Source organism: Vibrio inusitatus (assembly GCA_024346935.1).
Lineage (GTDB): Bacteria > Pseudomonadota > Gammaproteobacteria > Enterobacterales > Vibrionaceae > Vibrio > Vibrio inusitatus.
This window is the reverse complement of the sequence record AP024878.1, coordinates 306,033-324,023: the sequence shown is the minus strand read 5'-3', so window position 1 is coordinate 324,023 and position 17,991 is coordinate 306,033. Positions and strand designations below refer to the sequence as shown.

The window sequence follows — 17,991 nt, the reverse complement described above, 5'->3', positions numbered from 1 at the left end:
ATTATTTTCCCTGTGATTCTGAGCGAAGCTGTTTTGGAACCTCGTAATCCGCCTTACGTCGAGACTTCTCTTTAACTTTAGGCGCATTCATTGGGCCTTTTACCTCATAGGTAACTTGAGTAATAATCTCTACAACCGGTGCAACTACTGTACTTATTGCCAATACATAAAGAGCCGTCTGCGGTGCCACAGCAAAAGCGGTCAACATAGGTATACCAGACGTAACATCCGGTTTAAACGTGACTTCCGCATCGACTGTCTGAGTATTCAAGTTGGCTAAACCACGGATGGTCATGTCTCCGGAGATAGAGTCCATCTTTAAGTCATTGGTAACAAAAATGCCCTCTTCTACCTTACCGGTACCCTTGATAGAGTCGAATGCTAAACCATCATCAAATACATCGCTGAAATCGAGTTGCATACGTCGAATAATAGAGTCGAGGCTAAACATACCCAAAAGCTTTGCTGCACCTCCAACATCTGAGATAACACCACGACCGAGCTCTGCTTTGAGCGTACCGTTAATCGTGTCAACGTGCATATTCCATGGAGACCCTTGCCATTCTAATGATGAATTCAGATCAAAAGAGGCTTTCTGTATGCCAGAATCAATACCAAAGCGTGCCATGATTTCAGAGTTATCTTCACCCTTCATATTTAAATCAAGATGCGTTGTACTGTCATCATCGCTTAATTCCCACCAACCACTAGCTAAGACACTTGATGTACCACTAGTAAAGTTAGCTTTATCCCAAACAATACGTTGGCCTTGATGATTCATCACCACATCAACTTTGCCGACCTTGTAACCCTGCATCCAAAAATCATCGACCTTAAAATCAAGGTTAGGCATTTTCTCAAAAAACTGTCGATCAAAATCTGTAATCAGTGGTTTGATGTCACCATTCTTATCTTTCACTTCGCCTTTAGCGACGGACTCTTCAATTAAACTCTTTGGCTCAGAAAGATAAAGTTGCAGTAGCGACAGGTTAACCCCAAGATTGGACCCATCATATTCAGCCTTACCTTTTATCTGCGAACTATCTACATTAAATAGCCATTTCTCTGCTCTCTTCCTGGCAATAAAGTCCACTTCATTCCAATCCAAACCACCTACTTTAATACTATTAGATTGTACTTGAATACGTTGTGGAACAGGGAACTCGGGAGCATTAAGCTCACTAAGGATAGGCTTAGGTCCAACACTAGGTCGCTCCAATGCATCCATCCATTCATCAAGATTAAATTCAGGCAAGCGTAATGAAGCATGGTGACCCACGATAGGGCTTACTCTGAAACTACCCGAGCCAATCACAGTATTGGTTGCTTCAAGAACCGGTCTTCCCTGAGTAATATCAATTTCGGTCTGAAATTTAGCGGTAGGAAACTGTAGCCTAGCTGAAATCGACTCTTGATTACCAGATGCTTGCATTCGAGCCTGCCAGTTATCCCCTACCTTTTTGTTCATTGGCGCAGGATAGGTACTCGCAAGAGAAGTTAAATTGGCTTTAGCATCTATCTGATAAGTAAAACCAACATCATTAATTTGTAAATCGATCCCCATATTCCATGGCGCATGTCCCGATATAGGCTCGAGCCAAGTCTTACCCAAATAAGGAATCAGCGGTTCAGCGCGCCAATCACCTATAAGGTCCATTCTGGTGTCGTAACTCGACTCTGCATTTTGCCCAACAAAGTCGAAGGTAATAGGTTGCTCCAGCAAGTTAGCACTAATTCCTGATGAGCGAACAACATCATTATCAAACTCAATTCGACCCGATGCTTTTTTCAATAGCATTGGTGGTGCTGTAATATTGATATCATTTTCACTAAGATCTGCATAACCCCACGCTCTAGGTTCCTGCTCTTCATTGAAAGGAATCTTAAGCTGGAACTGTGATTCAACCTTACCCTTGATATCGACGGTCGTAAGCACCGCCCCTACAGACCCCACTAATGGAGAGGCGCTCATATAATCCCGAACGTCCTTTCCTTCCGCCTTAGCAGCTGCAAAAATTTCTATATGCCCATTCCCATACATACGAGGAATTTGCCCTGAGATACGGTCAGCCTGAATATTAAGGAGCTTGGCATCTTTCGAGTCGAGGAACATAGTCTCGTTCTGGAATAGAAGGTCCAGTTGCATGTCGGTCAATGGTGGCCATTCGGTACTAAAGCTAAATTTGGTTTTGCGTAGCGGTACCCACGCTTGAAAAATACCGCTGTTATCGTTGTATGGGAAACTAGACAACTCTCCATACCACAACAGTTTTGCTGTTTTTACTCGACCACCTTGAATACCAGCAGACAGGTAATCGGTAAGACCTCGCCCTAGAGCAAGAGTCGGTAAGTAACGCCAAGTTTGTCCCGCATTCAGCAAGTCAGCTTCTGCATAGAAAGATAAAAATGCAGGGGCATCTTTTGGAAAGTCTAGTTTGAAGGCTCCCAGGACTTGTAAATCTGGAGTAGCGGCTGTGACTTTATCTGACCATAAACTCCAGCCGTTATCATCTGATTGCCAAACTATATCAACCTCTGCTTGGCGTATCTTAAGAGGAGCCTGAAATACTTCCCCATAAGGGAGCGTGTCATCAAGCATAGTGACCGTTGCTTTCGCGAGATCTGAGCGACCAAATATTCTCGCCTCTAAGGTATGAAACCCTGGGATCAGTTCCCAGTAATTCATACGACCGGCTTTTACCTTAGCCGAATACCGAAGTGTCTCTATGCCTTTCCCCATTGATACACGAATGTCTTGGATTGTGCCTCCAAGACGAACGGTATCCACCCACTCTTCACTCTTTTCCATATCAGGCAGTAGATCAAGGATCGGGGTAATGCTTTCTAACTTTATTTGGTTAGCATTCAATCGCCACGTCTCTGGAGACCACTCGAATGCCACATTCAAGTCTGGCCAAGAGGTACCATTTGAGCTGAACGCAAGGTCTTGCGCATTTAACTGCCAACCATTCTCTGTTGGATCGAGTTTGGCCACTCCCCCTTTAATAGAGATCGCGTTGGAGATATCATCTTTATCGCGCCACTCTAATTTAGATGGAGATATATCAAGGTAGGCGTCAACCGGCTGATTATGCTGTAGAGAAATCCATGTATTGAGGCTAACTCTACCCTTATCAATAATCACACCATCGGCAAGATACGGAGATACCCAAGGGGTGATATCGAAGTTATTACCTTGCAGATAAAAGTCGCCACTGATATCGGATAGGCCATTGTGGTCATAAAAATCGGCAGTAACACTAATGCTGTTAAGCTGCACATCTTTAACGCTCACTACACCATCAGCGCGGTGTCGGTTATCGTTATTGAGCCAAGCCAACTTTTCTATATCTATCTCACGCACATCACCAGAAATATCTGTAAAAATCACGCTCGAGTTAGTCAGTGAAAACTCACTTAACTGGCGTAGCAACAGATTTTCTAGACTGGTGAGTAATTGCTGCTCACCCTTTTCAGAGGAATCGGATGACTGGGGATTTGTTTTGAATAGATCGATATCGCTGATATCAATATGCAAACCATCAACGGTCAACTCACTTACCTTAGGTTGAAGGCTTAGCAGTGAATCGATTAGGTCAAATTCTGCGCGAACCTCACCAACCGAAAAGGCTTTAACACCCTGAGGTATGTCGGCTTCTAAGCCAGAAAGTGAAAGTGATGGGTGGGTATTTTTCCAGTACCCATGAACCTCACCAATGGTGAAATTTAATCCAGAGACTTGATTGAACCAAGTTTGAATATCATCTTGGTAGTGATCTAAGCGAGGCAAAGTAACACGTAAAGCGGTGACTAGCACCGCTAACGAAACAAAGATAAAGACCAGCAACGATAAAACTAGTCGCTCTAGTCGAACTGCGAATGACGCCAATGAAACATTATCCTACATCATAACTACGTCGAACTGCTCTTGAACATAAAGCGGTTCAGCCGTGATTTTAACTTCTTTACCAATAAACAGTTCTAACTCAGCTAGCGCATGAGACTCATCACCATGTAATGCGTCTGCTACTGCTATCGAAGCATAAACTAAAAATTTATCTGCATCGTACGCTCGGTTTACTCGAGTGATTTCGCGGAGCACTTCATAACAAACAGTTTCAACTGTTTTTACTGAGCCTCTACCTTCACAGCTAGGACAATCAGAACACAGTACATGCTCAATACTTTCCCTAGTGCGCTTGCGCGTCATCTCAACCAAACCTAACTGAGTAAAGCCATTTATGTTAGTTTTCACTCGGTCATGGCTGAGTGCGGCCTCCAGTGAGGCGAGTACTCGCTTACGGTGCTCATCGCTGGCCATATCAATAAAATCGATAATGATAATGCCACCTAAGTTACGTAATCTTAGTTGGCGAGCAATGGCTTCTGTGGCTTCTAAGTTGGTATTGAAAATGGTTTCTTCAAGATTACGACGGCCTACAAATGCCCCGGTATTGATATCCACCGTAGTCATCGCTTCGGTTTGATCAATAATGAGATAACCACCTGATTTCAATGTAACTTTACGATCTAGTGAGCGTTGAATCTCGCTCTCTGCATCGTATAAATCAAAGATAGGCTTATCACCATCATACAGCGCCAACTTTTCCATCAACTCAGGAACAAACTCTTCTGTGAATTCCAGTAAAGAGTCATACACCATACGTGAATCGACCTGAATTAAAGAAAGCTCAGTGCCAACGAAATCACGTAAGATACGAGGAGCAAGTCCTAGTTCACCATAGAGCGTCGAGCGAGTAATGTACTTAGAGCGACGCTCCATTACCTTAACCCACAAGCGTTCAAGAAAGGCTGCATCTTGTGCTAATTCTTTCTCATCGGCACCTTCGGCAGCAGTACGAATGATAAAACCACCCGACTCACTGCAATATGGAGCAACAATTTTCTTCAGACGGTTGCGCTCTTGCTCAGATTCAATGCGTTGTGACACGCCGACATGGCTAGCACCGGGCATGAAAACAAGATAACGAGATGGGAGAGTAATATCAGTTGTTAGACGAGCACCTTTGGTCCCAAGCGGATCTTTAACCACCTGAACCACAATATCTTGCCCTTGGCGAACTAGTTCAGAGATATCTCGAACTTTAAATTGCTGCTTTTCATTTTCAGCAACACACTCGGTATGAGGAACAATATCAGAGGCGTGTAAAAATGCAGCTTTATCCAGTCCAATATCAACAAAAGCGGCTTGCATGCCAGGAAGAACGCGACTCACTCGCCCCTTGTAGATATTACCGACAATGCCTCGTCTAGCTTCTCTTTCAATATGGACTTCTTGAAGGACACCGCCTTCGATCATTGCAACCCGCGTCTCACTCGGGGTTGAGTTGATCAATAACTCTGCACTCATAGCGCACCTCTAAATCTTATAAAAATTGGTGCAAGAGCTGTTCGGTTTCAAATAAAGGTAGACCTACAACTGCGTGGTAACTGCCCTCAATACGGGTAACAAACTTACCGCCTATCCCCTGAATCCCGTAGCTTCCTGCTTTGTCGCACGGTTCGCCAGTCAGCCAATAATCTTCTATTTCTTGGCGGCTGAGGGGCTTAAACCATACGTCTGTAATACAAATAATAGTTTCTGATTTTTCGGCATCACATACACATACAGCCGTCATCACTTGGTGCTTAGCATTAGACAGTTGACCCAACATATCTATGCTTTGTTGTAGCGAGCTCGGTTTTTCGAATACTCGCTCGCCTTGCGTAACTATGGTGTCTGCACCAATAACAATAGGTTTTGCATTATCCTCAGAGCGAGCGTGTTGCAGAACCGCTTTTGCCTTACTTTCAGCTAATCGCTGTACGTACTGACTAGGGGTTTCTCCCTCACTACGTACTTCTTCTATATCACTGATAAGTATAGTGAATTCATAGCCAAGTTGAGATAAAAGTTCGCGTCTTCTTGGAGAGGCAGACGCAAGAATTAGAGGCTTATGCATGACTTATCGTACTCTCCAAATGCGACGCACTCGGCGCAACAATAAAAATAGCCATGGCCATAGAATACCGTTAATTAAACCTACCCACAGTGACGCAGGATTAAATACCACATCTTGGATGACAAATTCGCCAAAGAACTCAATTAAGACACTCAACATGGTAAGTAGTGCCATAATCAAAGCTTGCTGCCACAGCGCCATGTTACGAAGTACTAGGAAATTGATCGCTACTAGATAAGTAATGATAGCCATCATCATGCCACGAACGCCAAGCGTCGAGCCTAGCAATAAATCCCATATCAGCCCCAGAATTAAACCAGTTCCAACATTGACTCTATGTGGCGCAGCCATCACCCAGTAACAGGTAACCAGCACCAACCAAGATGGGCGGAATACGTCCATAGTGCCCGGCCAAGGGATGGTTTGCAGAACTAAGGCAATTAAAAACGTTACCCAAATAACGAGCTTGCTACTAAAGACACTATTCGCCATCTTCGACCTCAATAACGGGTTGCTCAGGCTGAACTGGAGCTTGCTCTAGAGTGATGTCTTGCTCATCTTGCTGTGGCCACACCAACAGCAAATACCGTAAGCGACCAAAATCTACCGCAGGTGTTGCAGTAATCGTTGAAAACTCACGGTGGTTATCAATCTGCACTTTGCTTACCGTAGCGACAGGATATCCTTCAGGGTAAATACCACCTAAGCCAGAAGATACCAATACGTCGCCTTCTTGAATATCAAAGTTACTCGGGATGTGTTGAAGGTGGATATTGGTTTGATCGCCACTGCCTGCTGCAATCACTCGAATATCATTACGAATCACTTGAACAGGAATAGCAGAATTAGCATCGGTTAACAGTAGTACTCGGCTATTGTGAGCACCGACTTCGGTAACTTGTCCGACGATACCGTTTTCATTAATTACAGGCTGACCTGGATAAACCCCGTCAATATGGCCTTTATCAATCACAATCTGCTGATGGTAAGACGATGAATCTACCGCCATTACTTCAGTCACCACTTTCTTTTCATCACGTACAAATGTTGAACCAAGTAGTTTTCTAAATCTCTGATTTTCTTCTTTATATTGAGAGAGCAAAGAAAGCTCACTCTTCATTTTAAGAAGTTCTTCACGTAGCACTTTATTAGTAGTCAGCAATTGCTGTCTGCTACTAAAACGCTCATAGACGCTGCCAAACATACTGCGCGGTAAGTCCGCAAGATATTGAATTGGCGCTACCGTACTATTCAACACGTAGCGTACATTTGAGAAGGTATCTAAACGACTATCAGCCAACATTAAGCTGGCTGATAGTAATACGGCAAAAAAGAGTCTCAATTGCAGAGATGGGCCTCTGCCAAAGATTGGATTCATTCTTTATTACCCGTTCTAATTGCTAATCGGGAAAATCCAATGAAAGAGTTATTCTTCACTGAATAGATCACCGCCATGCATATCAATCATTTCTAAAGCTTTACCGCCGCCACGAGCAACACAAGTTAGTGGTTCTTCAGCAACAACAACAGGGATACCGGTTTCTTCAGTTAGTAGACGATCTAGGTCTTTCAGTAGCGCACCGCCACCTGTCAATACCATGCCGTTTTCTGAGATATCTGATGCCAACTCTGGAGGACACTGCTCTAGTGCAACCATTACTGCAGAAACGATACCAGATAGAGGCTCCTGAAGGGCTTCTAGGATCTCGTTTGAGTTTAGACTAAAGCTGCGAGGCACACCTTCTGCAAGGTTGCGACCACGAACTTCTAGTTCTTCTACTTCATCACCTGGGTATGCTGAGCCGATCATGTGTTTGATCTTCTCTGCTGTTGCTTCACCAATCAAGCTACCGTAGTTACGACGAACGTAGTTAATAATCGCTTCATCAAAGCGGTCACCACCGATGCGAACAGAAGAAGAGTAAACCACACCGTTTAGTGAGATAACTGCAACCTCAGTAGTACCACCACCGATATCAACAACCATAGAACCCGTTGGTTCAGAAACACGTAGACCTGCACCAATTGCCGCAGCCATTGGCTCGTCAATTAGGTAAACCTCACGAGCACCTGCACCTAGCGCAGATTCGCGGATAGCACGACGCTCAACTTGTGTAGATCCACAAGGAACACAAACAAGTACACGTGGGCTTGGTTTAAGGAAGCTGTTGTCATGAACTTGCTTAATGAAGTGCTGAAGCATTTTTTCAGTCACGAAGAAGTCAGCTATTACGCCGTCTTTCATTGGACGGATAGCTGAAATATTCCCTGGAGTACGCCCAAGCATTTGCTTCGCATCATGACCTACAGCTGCAACGCTTTTCGCAGAGCCTGAACGATCTTGACGGATAGCCACTACTGATGGCTCATCAAGGACAATACCTTGTCCTTTAACATAAATTAGTGTGTTCGCTGTACCCAAATCGATAGACAGGTCGTTTGAGAACATTCCGCGAATTTTTTTAAACATATCTAAGCGCTCTTCTCACAATCTTTGGAAGACAAAATTGTACTAAATGTACCAATGCCACACTTATTCAGCAAGGCATTGGATTACAAAGATTGATATAAAGTGCCTTTTTCTGACGTTGTCCTGACTTAGGCGCTAAAAAAACCATTTTAATTGGCAAATAACTCGCTTTCACCTTTAAATATGATCCGATCGTTACCTCGGAAAGTACCAAAGGTCACAACCGTTGATGGGTCTTCGTCACCTTGGTCTCTCCAGTTGTATTGGAGCCATGGTTGATCGACAAGAAGGCCTGAATCGGCAGTACAAACAATCCCTGCTTCATTCATTTGAGGAGAAGTATCGCCTTGACGCAACCAAAGACGCACCTGTGCTCTCTCGTTATTTGAGGCGGAACCAGAACTGTGTTGTGCGTGCAGTTCTTCAGAAGAACCTTGAGATACCTTTTGCTCACCATCACTTACCAAATTACTCGAGGCGCTTCCATCAGCCGCGTTACTCCAAATAACCTGTATACACTGCCTGTTGGCAGCGTTAAATGCACTACCTTGATCATCATTTGTATTGATCACGAAGGTTTCTCCATTCCAATACTCCACTCTCAACGGAACTCTCAGTTCTTGACCTGTATTACCACCCACATCATCCAAGTTCATACGGCCATATCGAAACTCAGGCTGATTAGGTAAGGTTTGCCCAATATTCACTTCACTATTACCAAGATCCGGTATATCAAGGCTCTCAATATCTACCCCATCTACGATCTGGGTTGTCTTCAAACCAAAAACAGCATTATCATTATCATACGGGCCATCAGGCAATGTATACGTTGCTGTTGTACCGACTTTCCTTAATAAAGAAAAGTTCGTCATTTCAACAAATAAAGTAGATGCATTAGCTCTAATCTTCGGCCAAGCATCCCCTGTCCATATACTCGTCCCCTTGATTCGGCTGCTATCTACAAAATCTATTTCGGGAGACTCGCCTTGAGTTTGAGCCATGTAGCCTATTTCTGAAATTAGGTCATCATTAAACAAACCATAATTCTCTGTAGGAGTGTCATCGGTAGCTTGCGCTTGCACCTTAAATCGATGAGTAATTTCTTGGCTCATATAGGCAAAATCACTATGCCCATCTGCATATTCCCATTGGATCCACACATCACCTGGATCATCGACTTCATCTAACATAGCTATATGGTTTGGGGAGAAACGGCCTACAGAGCGATAACCTGGATTAATAGGCTCGAACAGATAGTCCGCTTGATCTTTTAAGCTAGCGATAACACTGATACTTCCCGCTTCTCGCCATTTCAACGACGAAAAAGTTACTGGGCCAGACGTGTTTGTATTGTTTGGTATACCGTCAACCGGCACACCCTCTATATTACTACCAATAGTACCTGTATCTTCACTCCCCAAATCTACATGAGGACTATGGAGCTCAGCTTCTAAACTTACGTTTACAGCAGGTGCAAGATCAGGATAAAAATTCTTTGTTTCAAGGCTGTCGAGTTGGTTACAGAAAGTGCTCACTTCAATTGGTATGGTTGGTTCTATATCTCCGTCGTTCACCCAACGAATGGGGACTGCATTTAATTGAAACACCTCTCCTGAACGCTTGAAGAAAGAGCCCGACTCTGATGTGCCAGAAATATCATTTCCTTTAGGCTCACACACTGCAAATGTCCAAGGGCGAGATTGAATTGACTGTTCTCCAATTATTTCCTTACACTCCTCATCACCATCATCATTAGTGATACAAACTTCATCTTTCATTGTATAACTAACGCTACCCGCTTCTGAATACCGAACTTCAGCTGTAGCTTTTGCTGATTCGCTATCGCTCCCGCCAGTAAATGTTAGCTGAAGCTGGCTGTTCGGAGCATCAATCCAATTACCATCTTTGTCTTTAATTGATATGACTTCACTGGCATTGCGATCCGTACTTGGTTCAACATAAGTTGTGTCAGATAATATTAGTGTTTTATCGCCACTATATTCGTCAGAAGGTATACCAACCGGTTGCCCCTGCTCATTACACTGTATAGGGAAAATATCAATAGAAGTAGGCTTGCCTGCAATAACCCCTTTTGGCGATTCCATTGCAAACTTTTGAGGTACAAACTCATAGTTACCAGTCACAGAAGTTCCTGAACAATTGGTGCTTAAACATCCCGTCACGGTTACAGTACTGACCTCCCTTTGACCAAGAGATAGGTTTAGTTCCCCTGTATTATCTGGTGTGTACGAGCCTCCTCCTGGTTGCAGTTCTCCGGCAGTGTTTGTTACTTCAATAGTCCCCGGATAATCAGTTGCATTACTCCCATTTTTCTTTACTTGGAAGGTAAGATGCTGATCTTCACAGGTTAAACTAATACCGTTCAATGGAAATAATTCAAGAGTGTAATTTCCTGGAGTCGTTCCACCGCAGTTATCAGCAACCCGCCTCAACCAGTCTCCTCCCATGTAAACGTCATGAGCGGTAACTGAACCAGTATGTTCTGCCCCTTGTGCTAAAGTGACACTTCCGCGACTAAAAATGTCAGCTTGCAAGGTTTCCACAGAAACAGTAATACTAGGGGCTTGATCTTGCTCCAAGGGTTCGCCCCATAAAATCAAGCCTTCAGCAGCCCCACCAGATGGCGAGGTAATGCTAGCGCCTCCGTCAATCTCAAATCTATTAACCTTTATAAAGGTATCGCTACCTACTTTCAGTTGAGCGCCCCCAGTAAGGGTCAGTGTTTCTATCTCATAGTAACCATCGATTAATTCATATATATCGTCACCGCCACTAAGATTAATCTCTCTATACTTACCCTCTGGAATTTGAGGTTGCGCCTCATCAAAATCTTTATAATCCCCTGACGAAAATGGCATATCTATAGGTTCAGGAATTAGCAAGGTAGAGTCAGCGATACACTTTAGATCGTCACAGGCTTGTTGCCATTCACCTTGATCCGACACCGAACCAAAGCCTACTTTACCCAAGTCATTAGCTGTGCCATAAATCTTTGAGCCACCATTGGTAATTTGTAAAGATGATGCCCCATCCCACGACTGTACAACATCAGGAAACACTTCACATAAATCAGGAATTTCAGGTGGAGGAAGCGGTAAAGGTACATCCTCCCCACACTCAAGATTAATCACTTCTGATCCCCAGAAGCCTATTTGTCCATTAGTAATTTCACCCTCTTTTTGGGGTGCTGTTGGTAAATCGTGAGGGGGTACCTTAACCCCATTTACTACCCAATAATAATATAACTTACTAGGCTGATTACCTTGTTGATGCTCAACCTCAATTCGTATTGTGTACCAAACTCCCGTTTCCAAATCTAATTCTTTAAAATAGTGCTCTCTCGTACCAGTATCACCTGAGTCTTCATAGTTATACCAAAGCACATCTTCATCGTCTTGCCCGTTACCAGTACCTTTGGCAATTAAAGCCTGCAAAGGATCAACCGGATTTTTCTGTGAACCCTGAACTTGAAACTGAACCACAAAATCTTTACTACCATTCGTATCACATAAGAAATCTCCAGGTGGAAAATCAATATCCGAGGCAAATGATAAACCTGAAAATAAAATAGAATAGAAGATCACCAAAACACAAAGAAACCTATTCACCTTTCACTCCTCTAACCCATACCGTTTCTTCACGCTCGACTTCAAAGACATTACTTTCATTGCACTTTGCTCTAGTAGTAACTTTCAAGTGCTTCAAATCATCAGGAATATTTTCAGGCGAAACTTCACAAGAGATAATTGGCGACGAACAAGGGATATCACTGTTAGCAACGAGAGCATTTGCAGCATCTACTGCACTCGTACCTAGCGAGCCACATCGACCTTTCAATGAGGCAAAGTCATCAGCTTCATTTAATGGGAATAGGTGTGTTAGAGCCCATTCATTGCCTGATTGCGCAAGCAGAGAAGCTTGAGTACCGAGAACTTCTCTAGTGAGGGTGTCTTGGTTTGACCAAGCGATACGAGTGAGATTTAAGGTTAACATGCCCAAGACCACGATAACGAAAATGGCAATGATGTAGACATTACCTTGCTGCTTTGAAATTGATGTGTGTTTACTAAGGGACATTGCTCACCTGCACATCATGTTTGTATTGGCTCTGTTCGTCACCATTGTGGAACAGAAAATTGAAATGTATCAATCCACCTCGTTGCAAAGAGGTTTGCTGATAACTAAAACTGCTTTCGTTAAACGCCACTCCACTAGCCACAACAACGCCGATGAGATTAGAATCATCAAACGCTCCATAATAGCGAACCATTCGAGCGCTATTCACAGTTGTAGTCAGCTTTTCTATGCAATAAATAACGGCTTTATCTTGGTAGATATAGTGACGATTGCCACTAGATTGACTGGTTAAATTCATTGTTATTGAAAAGTAATCACCACCAGACTCTGGTATTTTGCCATCAGGTATCTCAACTGACTGCCCATTATTTTGCAGGTCTTCAATACGGCTAGGGTTAATCACTAAACGAGACCCACCAGAAAAAGCTGTAGGCTGATCATTCCCCACAACAAACTCAACATCACCCGTCGGCTCTCGGTACTTGTAGAAGCCAGCATATTCAATGGGATAAAACGTGAGACACTTATTATTGTCACTTAAGGCAAAGCTATTAGGTACCGCGTGCTGAACTTCTCGACTCATTTTCTCTATCGCAAAACGAGCTTGGTTCTGCAGTCTCTGCCTATCGATAGTTTGTGTGTAGCCTTTAGCACCAAACTCAACAAACCCTGCTATACCAAGAAATATGATGGCCACCACGACAATGGTTAATATCATCTCAATTAAGGTAAAACCGCGCTGCTTCATCAGTAGTTACCTCGATGCGCGACAAACTTAAAATCACCGTACTGACTGGCTGTGATAGTCACTGTAATCATTTTGAATAGGTCTGTGTCACTCGCACCCAGTCGGGTGTCGTTGTCGTAAACGACCTCTACTTCGGCTCTAAAGCCTAAGTAATCTTTTGCTATGTCATTACCGAAAATATCGGTGAGGCTGCCACCTTGCGAGGTATTATTGCAACCGTCTTGAGATTGTTCCGTGGTGTACCAACAGCCAATGTAATCATCCACATCGTTGAATAATTCTGGTGGCTCACCATTATCTGGGCCAAACAAGTTCTGAGGTGTGCAAGTGATTTCTTCATCATTGGTATTGGTGTACACATCCTCACCACAACGATAAAAGCCACCATTATGGTCACTGTTTTCATCAAAGTTTCGAGACAATATTTCAGTCATTAAACTGTTGGCTAAAGCGGACGCCCGCACTTCATAAAAAGGCTTGGCCGATTGTGCGATTTGTGGAAATAAAAAGCTGGTTAAGGTAACTAAAGCAATCCCTAGAATAACAATCGCAACGATGCTTTCGATAAGAGTAAAACCAGCGTTTTTATTGACAGCCATACACATACCCTTGACTGTTAATACATATCAATTCCGACTCTGTGGTACTGGCAATATGGATACGAATAGGATCAGCACAAGAGTCATTACCTGTACATCCTGACGGTAAACAACATCGAACAGGGTTGCCCAGCAAATCAAAATCTATGGATTGTGGTGGGTTAAACACCATGTTTTGCTCTTCAATCACGACTTTGTGGCTAAAAGGTTCTGTCGTTGTGGAATTACACGCTTGCTGCGAGCCAAGGCAATCCCCAGTGATCACCAATCGAAACCTGTCATGAAGTGAGCTCACATCTTCGATATTGGACTGCATTCTCCCAAGCTGTAATTGCCTAATCACAGCAATACCTTGTTCTTGTGCAGCAAGTGCTGAGAATTGAGAGACACCGATGTATTTACTGGAGGCGTACAAAGCCATGATCGCGACTACAATAATCACGATAATCAGCTCTACCAAGGTAAAGCCTGCATGATGCTTTATACGAGGATGATTCACTGCTTGTCCTTAACCAATGAAAACGTAAGTAATTAGATTATATATAATTAGTGGTAATTACGCTGAGAATTAGCGTGATTTATATAACTAAAAAAGGCCAGCGATGCTGGCCTTTCGGTATTTTATTTTTAACGACTAGCAATTGTCATCATTAACTGAAATTGATGGTGTAGATGCTGAATTTTCTGCTTCTACATATTCTACATAACAATCAGTAGCTAAAATGGCCGCTTCGTCCAATTGTGGTTCTCCTGCGAATGTCGCCACTAAAGTAGCTCCTGCTGCCGATGCATCTGTACCTAGAGCCCAATTCCATTCATTTGTATCTTCAAGGCCTTGAACTACAGCTACCAAGCCAGTAGCGTCGGCTGTTGGGTAACCAAAGTTAATTGTAGTACCATCTTCTAGGGCTGGTTTGGTTGAATTATCCAAACGCTCTTTTCCTTCAATTGCAGCCTTACCGTAAACGATAGAACCTGCGCCAGCCATTGCGCCCTTCAAGCCTTGTAGAGAAGACTCACGAGCATCAGATTGTAGATTCAAGAAGCGAGGAGCAGCCGTTACAGCTAGGATACCTAGGATAACGATAACTACTACTAGCTCAATCAGTGTAAAACCGCCTTGCTTTTTCATACTTTAATACCTTTTTAGTTGGGTAACATCCAAGTGTTACTAAATATATTAACTGGTAAATTTATATAAACAAGATGTATACCGTTATTTTTATGGTACATCATGCTTTTAATGATTTTTTAATCTAACAGCCTGTTTCTACAACTGTTATCTGAGGCGTAGAAGATGCGTTTTCAGCATTTTCATAGATTACCGAGCACTCAGTTCCGTCTGTAATCGTTCTATCGACAAAGGTCACGGCTAAACCTCCAGAAACTGCAGAGGCATACTTCCATTCATCTTTGTCTTCCAAGCCTTGGACAGCCAATACGATACCTTCCTCATCAGCAGTTGGATAACCAAAAGCAGTTGTTATGGTAGTTGTACCATTACTAATCCCGCTTAATGGGTTTGTCTCTACACCATTAATGGCAGCCTTACCGTACACAATTGAACCCGCTCCGGCCATTGCGCCCTTCATACCTTGCAATGCAGAAACTCGCGCATCGGACTGAAGGTTTAAAAAACGAGGTGCAGCTGTGACAGCTAAAATACCCAAGATCACAATCACAACTACAAGTTCGATTAATGTAAAACCACTTTGCTTTTTCATAGTACTGCTTACTCTATGTCGGTCAGATTAGTTAAGTGTTACTTGCACACTGCCTTTCGAAGCGTCGTATTCAAAGTAATGTGCTGCTGAAGCGCTTTGACTGCTTCCACGTTGAGTATAACGACAGTTATCACCACTCAGCTGAGCTGAGTACTTGATTGAACTATCAGCATCAGCTTCGGCTTCTGTGCCTACTGTTGGTGGATTCTGAAGAAGATTTTCAAATAAATCGGTACAAGCGCCCACAGTTAACGCTGTTGGAGAAGTACCCGTTGGTTCAGTATCATCAGCAAATGCAATTGGATAGCCATCTCTAAGTCCTGTGTCTGTTCCATTTCCAAGCTCTGAAGAAGTCAGTTGAAAGTAGCTACCATCGTAATCTACGAAGTTACTATTTTTATTGTCTGAAACAGCACGTGGACGCTGCTCTGCTTCCCACTGCGCACGAGCTGACAACACTGCGGTAGCAAAACCACCAGCAACACCTTCGACACTGGCCTCTTTTGCTTTATCAGTTACATCTAAAAATCTTGGTAGAGCCGCTACGGCTAGAAGGCCTAAAACAACGATAACAATCACTAGTTCAACTAGAGAAAAACCTGCATTACGTTTCATAAAAATTCCTCTTGGGTACGACTTTGGACGGCAGATTATATATAGATCGATTAAATAATCTACTAAAAATGTAAAATAAAGTTACTAAAACCACTAGTTTTGTTTTGATATTGATAGGTTCCCTCCAATCATTTTTACAATCAATAACTCGCCATTCTTAAAGGTAAAGGTGCATGAATAGATATTACTTTCCTGCAACAATCTGGTTGTAACAGGAGAGTAGTCTTGCTTTGGTACAGGCAACAATAATTGCTCCCATGTATCGCAGTTTCTCACCCCATCGAGTTCAGGGATCACCCAACCTTTGCTGTTGAAACGAACTATTGTTCCCTTTATCTCTGCATACTCTGGCTTGCCGTTAAGCTCCCAGTATTGACGCAGATAATTTGCTTTATCTAGAGCTTTTGCACTAATTAAAGTTACAGAAGTACTCTCGGCTTCTACTGTGATGCGGTTCAACGAAGCAATCAAAACACCAATGAGCATTAGCACTACAGCTGCCCAAGCAGCTAAGTGATTTATGTTGGCATTACGATATGTCGTCTCCACACTTAGCCCTGCATTGCATCCAGCATTCCCCACATAGGTAGGAATATACCCAGTGCAAGAATCAGTACCATACCCGCTACGATCACCAATAAAATAGGTTCAATACGTGCGGTTAGAGTTTTTAGGTCGTAATCCACTTCTCGATCGTAAAAATCAGCAACCTCAATTAATAACTCATCAATACGACCGGTTTCTTCACCAACTGAGATCATCTGCTCAACCAATGGCGTGAAAATGCCCGTATTTTTTGCTGCACTTGAAATAGCCGACCCAGCTTCAATAGCAGACTTCATTTCCAATAGGCGAGCTTCAAGGTATTTGTTGTCCATCGATTCTGCGGAAAGCGCCAAAGCATTATTAAGTGGCACGCCGGATTGGAGCATCAATGAAAACGTTCGAGAAAAACGTGCCAATTGAGCTCGATTGACTATGTCACCCACAATAGGAAACCTAAGACGCATTTTGTCCCACTTCTCTCGCCCTTCAGCTCGACTAATCCAAGCCTGAAAAGCAAATAACGCACCAGCCATCACCGCAATAATCAGTGTCCAATACTCAACAAAGAAGTTAGATGTGCCAATCAATATTCGTGTAGGTAGTGGCAAATCCACGCCAAAGCGACTGAACATGCTGGCGAATTGCGGTATTACCTTAATGTTGAGCACAAACATCGCTAGAGTAATAAATCCCAGTACTAGAATTGGATAACGCATAGCGGTTTTAATACGCTTACGGGTTTCCATTTCCTGCTCGTAGTAGTTACTCAGCTGTAGCAATGCCTTATCAAGGCGACCTGTACTTTCCCCGACAGAGATCATAGACACAAACAAAGGGCTAAAGACGTTCGAGTGCAACTGCATTGAAGCGGATAGACTTCGACCATTGGTTAGCTCATTCCCTACTTCTTCTAAGGCATGTTTTAACTGTTTATTTGTCGTATCAATGGTTAAACCACGAATAGCTCGCAGCAACGGGATTCCCGCTTTGGTTAAGCTGTACATTTGACGACAGAAGATAACGTAAACCTCTAGTGGCACCGCAGGGGTGAATATTGCCTTCCAATCAAAATTACTTTTATCTGACGATTTTCCTGTACGCAGAGAGATAGGGATAATTCCCTTATCCATCAAGGCTTCTGCAGCCAACTCTTCAGTTGCCGCATCCACTAGGCCATTCACTTTCTGGCCCTCTAAGTTTCGTCCTTGATATCTAAACGTCGCCATAT

At 43.2% G+C, this 17,991-nt stretch carries 16 protein-coding genes; all 16 read right to left on the bottom strand.

From position 1 onward, the window contains the following. Nucleotide 1: 1 nt before the first annotated feature. Entirely contained in the window at nt 2-3,889 is a 3,888-nt protein-coding gene (locus OCU48_RS01520; RefSeq protein ID WP_141346929.1) for a YhdP family protein, read from the bottom strand. Between the two features lie 12 nt (nt 3,890-3,901). Continuing rightward, nucleotides 3,902-5,371: a ribonuclease G gene (gene rng, locus OCU48_RS01515; protein ID WP_119011408.1), complete on the bottom strand. Its 1,470-nt coding sequence runs from the start codon at nt 5,369-5,371 to the stop codon at nt 3,902-3,904. A 16-nt stretch (nt 5,372-5,387) separates the two neighbouring features. Then, on the bottom strand, nt 5,388-5,963 hold the full coding sequence (locus OCU48_RS01510) for a Maf family protein (RefSeq protein WP_141346928.1): 576 nt from the start codon (nt 5,961-5,963) through the stop codon (nt 5,388-5,390). 3 nt (nt 5,964-5,966) lie between these two features. Beyond that, nucleotides 5,967-6,455: a rod shape-determining protein MreD gene (gene mreD / locus OCU48_RS01505; protein ID WP_141346927.1), complete on the bottom strand. Its 489-nt coding sequence runs from the start codon at nt 6,453-6,455 to the stop codon at nt 5,967-5,969. Next, nucleotides 6,445-7,341: a rod shape-determining protein MreC gene (gene mreC / locus OCU48_RS01500; protein WP_141346926.1), complete on the bottom strand. Its 897-nt coding sequence runs from the start codon at nt 7,339-7,341 to the stop codon at nt 6,445-6,447. The genes mreD and mreC overlap by 11 nt, the downstream gene beginning before the upstream one ends. Nucleotides 7,342-7,389: 48 nt before the next feature. Beyond that, complete coding sequence (locus OCU48_RS01495) at nt 7,390-8,433, bottom strand: rod shape-determining protein (RefSeq protein WP_141346925.1); 1,044 nt, start codon at nt 8,431-8,433, stop codon at nt 7,390-7,392. A 149-nt stretch (nt 8,434-8,582) separates the two neighbouring features. Then, nucleotides 8,583-12,062, bottom strand: a complete 3,480-nt coding sequence (locus OCU48_RS01490; RefSeq protein ID WP_141346924.1) for a DUF6701 domain-containing protein — start codon at nt 12,060-12,062, stop codon at nt 8,583-8,585. Continuing rightward, nucleotides 12,055-12,531, bottom strand: a complete 477-nt coding sequence (locus tag OCU48_RS01485; protein ID WP_141346923.1) for a hypothetical protein — start codon at nt 12,529-12,531, stop codon at nt 12,055-12,057. The genes OCU48_RS01490 and OCU48_RS01485 overlap by 8 nt, the downstream gene beginning before the upstream one ends. Continuing rightward, nucleotides 12,521-13,279, bottom strand: a complete 759-nt coding sequence (locus tag OCU48_RS01480) for a PilW family protein (protein WP_141346922.1) — start codon at nt 13,277-13,279, stop codon at nt 12,521-12,523. The genes OCU48_RS01485 and OCU48_RS01480 overlap by 11 nt, the downstream gene beginning before the upstream one ends. Next, nucleotides 13,279-13,878: a type IV pilus modification PilV family protein gene (locus OCU48_RS01475; RefSeq protein ID WP_141346921.1), complete on the bottom strand. Its 600-nt coding sequence runs from the start codon at nt 13,876-13,878 to the stop codon at nt 13,279-13,281. Before OCU48_RS01475 ends, OCU48_RS01480 begins: the two co-directional genes overlap by 1 nt. Beyond that, complete coding sequence (locus tag OCU48_RS01470; RefSeq protein WP_141346920.1) at nt 13,865-14,377, bottom strand: prepilin-type N-terminal cleavage/methylation domain-containing protein; 513 nt, start codon at nt 14,375-14,377, stop codon at nt 13,865-13,867. The genes OCU48_RS01475 and OCU48_RS01470 overlap by 14 nt, the downstream gene beginning before the upstream one ends. Nucleotides 14,378-14,512: 135 nt before the next feature. Further along, nucleotides 14,513-15,010: a type II secretion system protein gene (locus tag OCU48_RS01465; RefSeq protein ID WP_141346919.1), complete on the bottom strand. Its 498-nt coding sequence runs from the start codon at nt 15,008-15,010 to the stop codon at nt 14,513-14,515. 124 nt (nt 15,011-15,134) lie between these two features. Next, nucleotides 15,135-15,602, bottom strand: coding sequence for a type II secretion system protein (locus OCU48_RS01460; RefSeq protein ID WP_141346918.1), 468 nt, complete (start codon nt 15,600-15,602; stop codon nt 15,135-15,137). 27 nt (nt 15,603-15,629) lie between these two features. Then, nucleotides 15,630-16,217: a prepilin-type N-terminal cleavage/methylation domain-containing protein gene (locus OCU48_RS01455; RefSeq protein ID WP_141346917.1), complete on the bottom strand. Its 588-nt coding sequence runs from the start codon at nt 16,215-16,217 to the stop codon at nt 15,630-15,632. A gap of 93 nt (nt 16,218-16,310) precedes the next feature. Further along, the gene (locus OCU48_RS01450; protein ID WP_141346916.1) at nt 16,311-16,766 is read right to left on the bottom strand and encodes a hypothetical protein; all 456 of its coding nucleotides are present in this window, start codon (nt 16,764-16,766) and stop codon (nt 16,311-16,313) included. A gap of 2 nt (nt 16,767-16,768) precedes the next feature. Beyond that, on the bottom strand, nt 16,769-17,989 hold the full coding sequence (locus OCU48_RS01445; protein ID WP_141346915.1) for a type II secretion system F family protein: 1,221 nt from the start codon (nt 17,987-17,989) through the stop codon (nt 16,769-16,771). Between the last annotated feature and the right edge of the window lie 2 nt (nt 17,990-17,991).

What these genes read in the sequence shown, in the direction of transcription:
- rng (WP_119011408.1), bottom strand. Translation starts at nt 5,371, where the DNA reads ATGAGTGCAGAGTTATTGATCAACTCAACCCCGAGTGAGACGCGGGTT.
- OCU48_RS01510 (WP_141346928.1), bottom strand. Translation starts at nt 5,963, where the DNA reads ATGCATAAGCCTCTAATTCTTGCGTCTGCCTCTCCAAGAAGACGCGAA.
- mreD (WP_141346927.1), bottom strand. Translation starts at nt 6,455, where the DNA reads ATGGCGAATAGTGTCTTTAGTAGCAAGCTCGTTATTTGGGTAACGTTT.
- mreC (WP_141346926.1), bottom strand. Translation starts at nt 7,341, where the DNA reads ATGAATCCAATCTTTGGCAGAGGCCCATCTCTGCAATTGAGACTCTTT.
- OCU48_RS01495 (WP_141346925.1), bottom strand. Translation starts at nt 8,433, where the DNA reads ATGTTTAAAAAAATTCGCGGAATGTTCTCAAACGACCTGTCTATCGAT.
- OCU48_RS01485 (WP_141346923.1), bottom strand. Translation starts at nt 12,531, where the DNA reads ATGTCCCTTAGTAAACACACATCAATTTCAAAGCAGCAAGGTAATGTC.
- OCU48_RS01480 (WP_141346922.1), bottom strand. Translation starts at nt 13,279, where the DNA reads ATGAAGCAGCGCGGTTTTACCTTAATTGAGATGATATTAACCATTGTC.
- OCU48_RS01475 (WP_141346921.1), bottom strand. Translation starts at nt 13,878, where the DNA reads ATGGCTGTCAATAAAAACGCTGGTTTTACTCTTATCGAAAGCATCGTT.
- OCU48_RS01465 (WP_141346919.1), bottom strand. Translation starts at nt 15,010, where the DNA reads ATGAAAAAGCAAGGCGGTTTTACACTGATTGAGCTAGTAGTAGTTATC.
- OCU48_RS01460 (WP_141346918.1), bottom strand. Translation starts at nt 15,602, where the DNA reads ATGAAAAAGCAAAGTGGTTTTACATTAATCGAACTTGTAGTTGTGATT.
- OCU48_RS01455 (WP_141346917.1), bottom strand. Translation starts at nt 16,217, where the DNA reads ATGAAACGTAATGCAGGTTTTTCTCTAGTTGAACTAGTGATTGTTATC.
- OCU48_RS01445 (WP_141346915.1), bottom strand. Translation starts at nt 17,989, where the DNA reads ATGGCGACGTTTAGATATCAAGGACGAAACTTAGAGGGCCAGAAAGTG.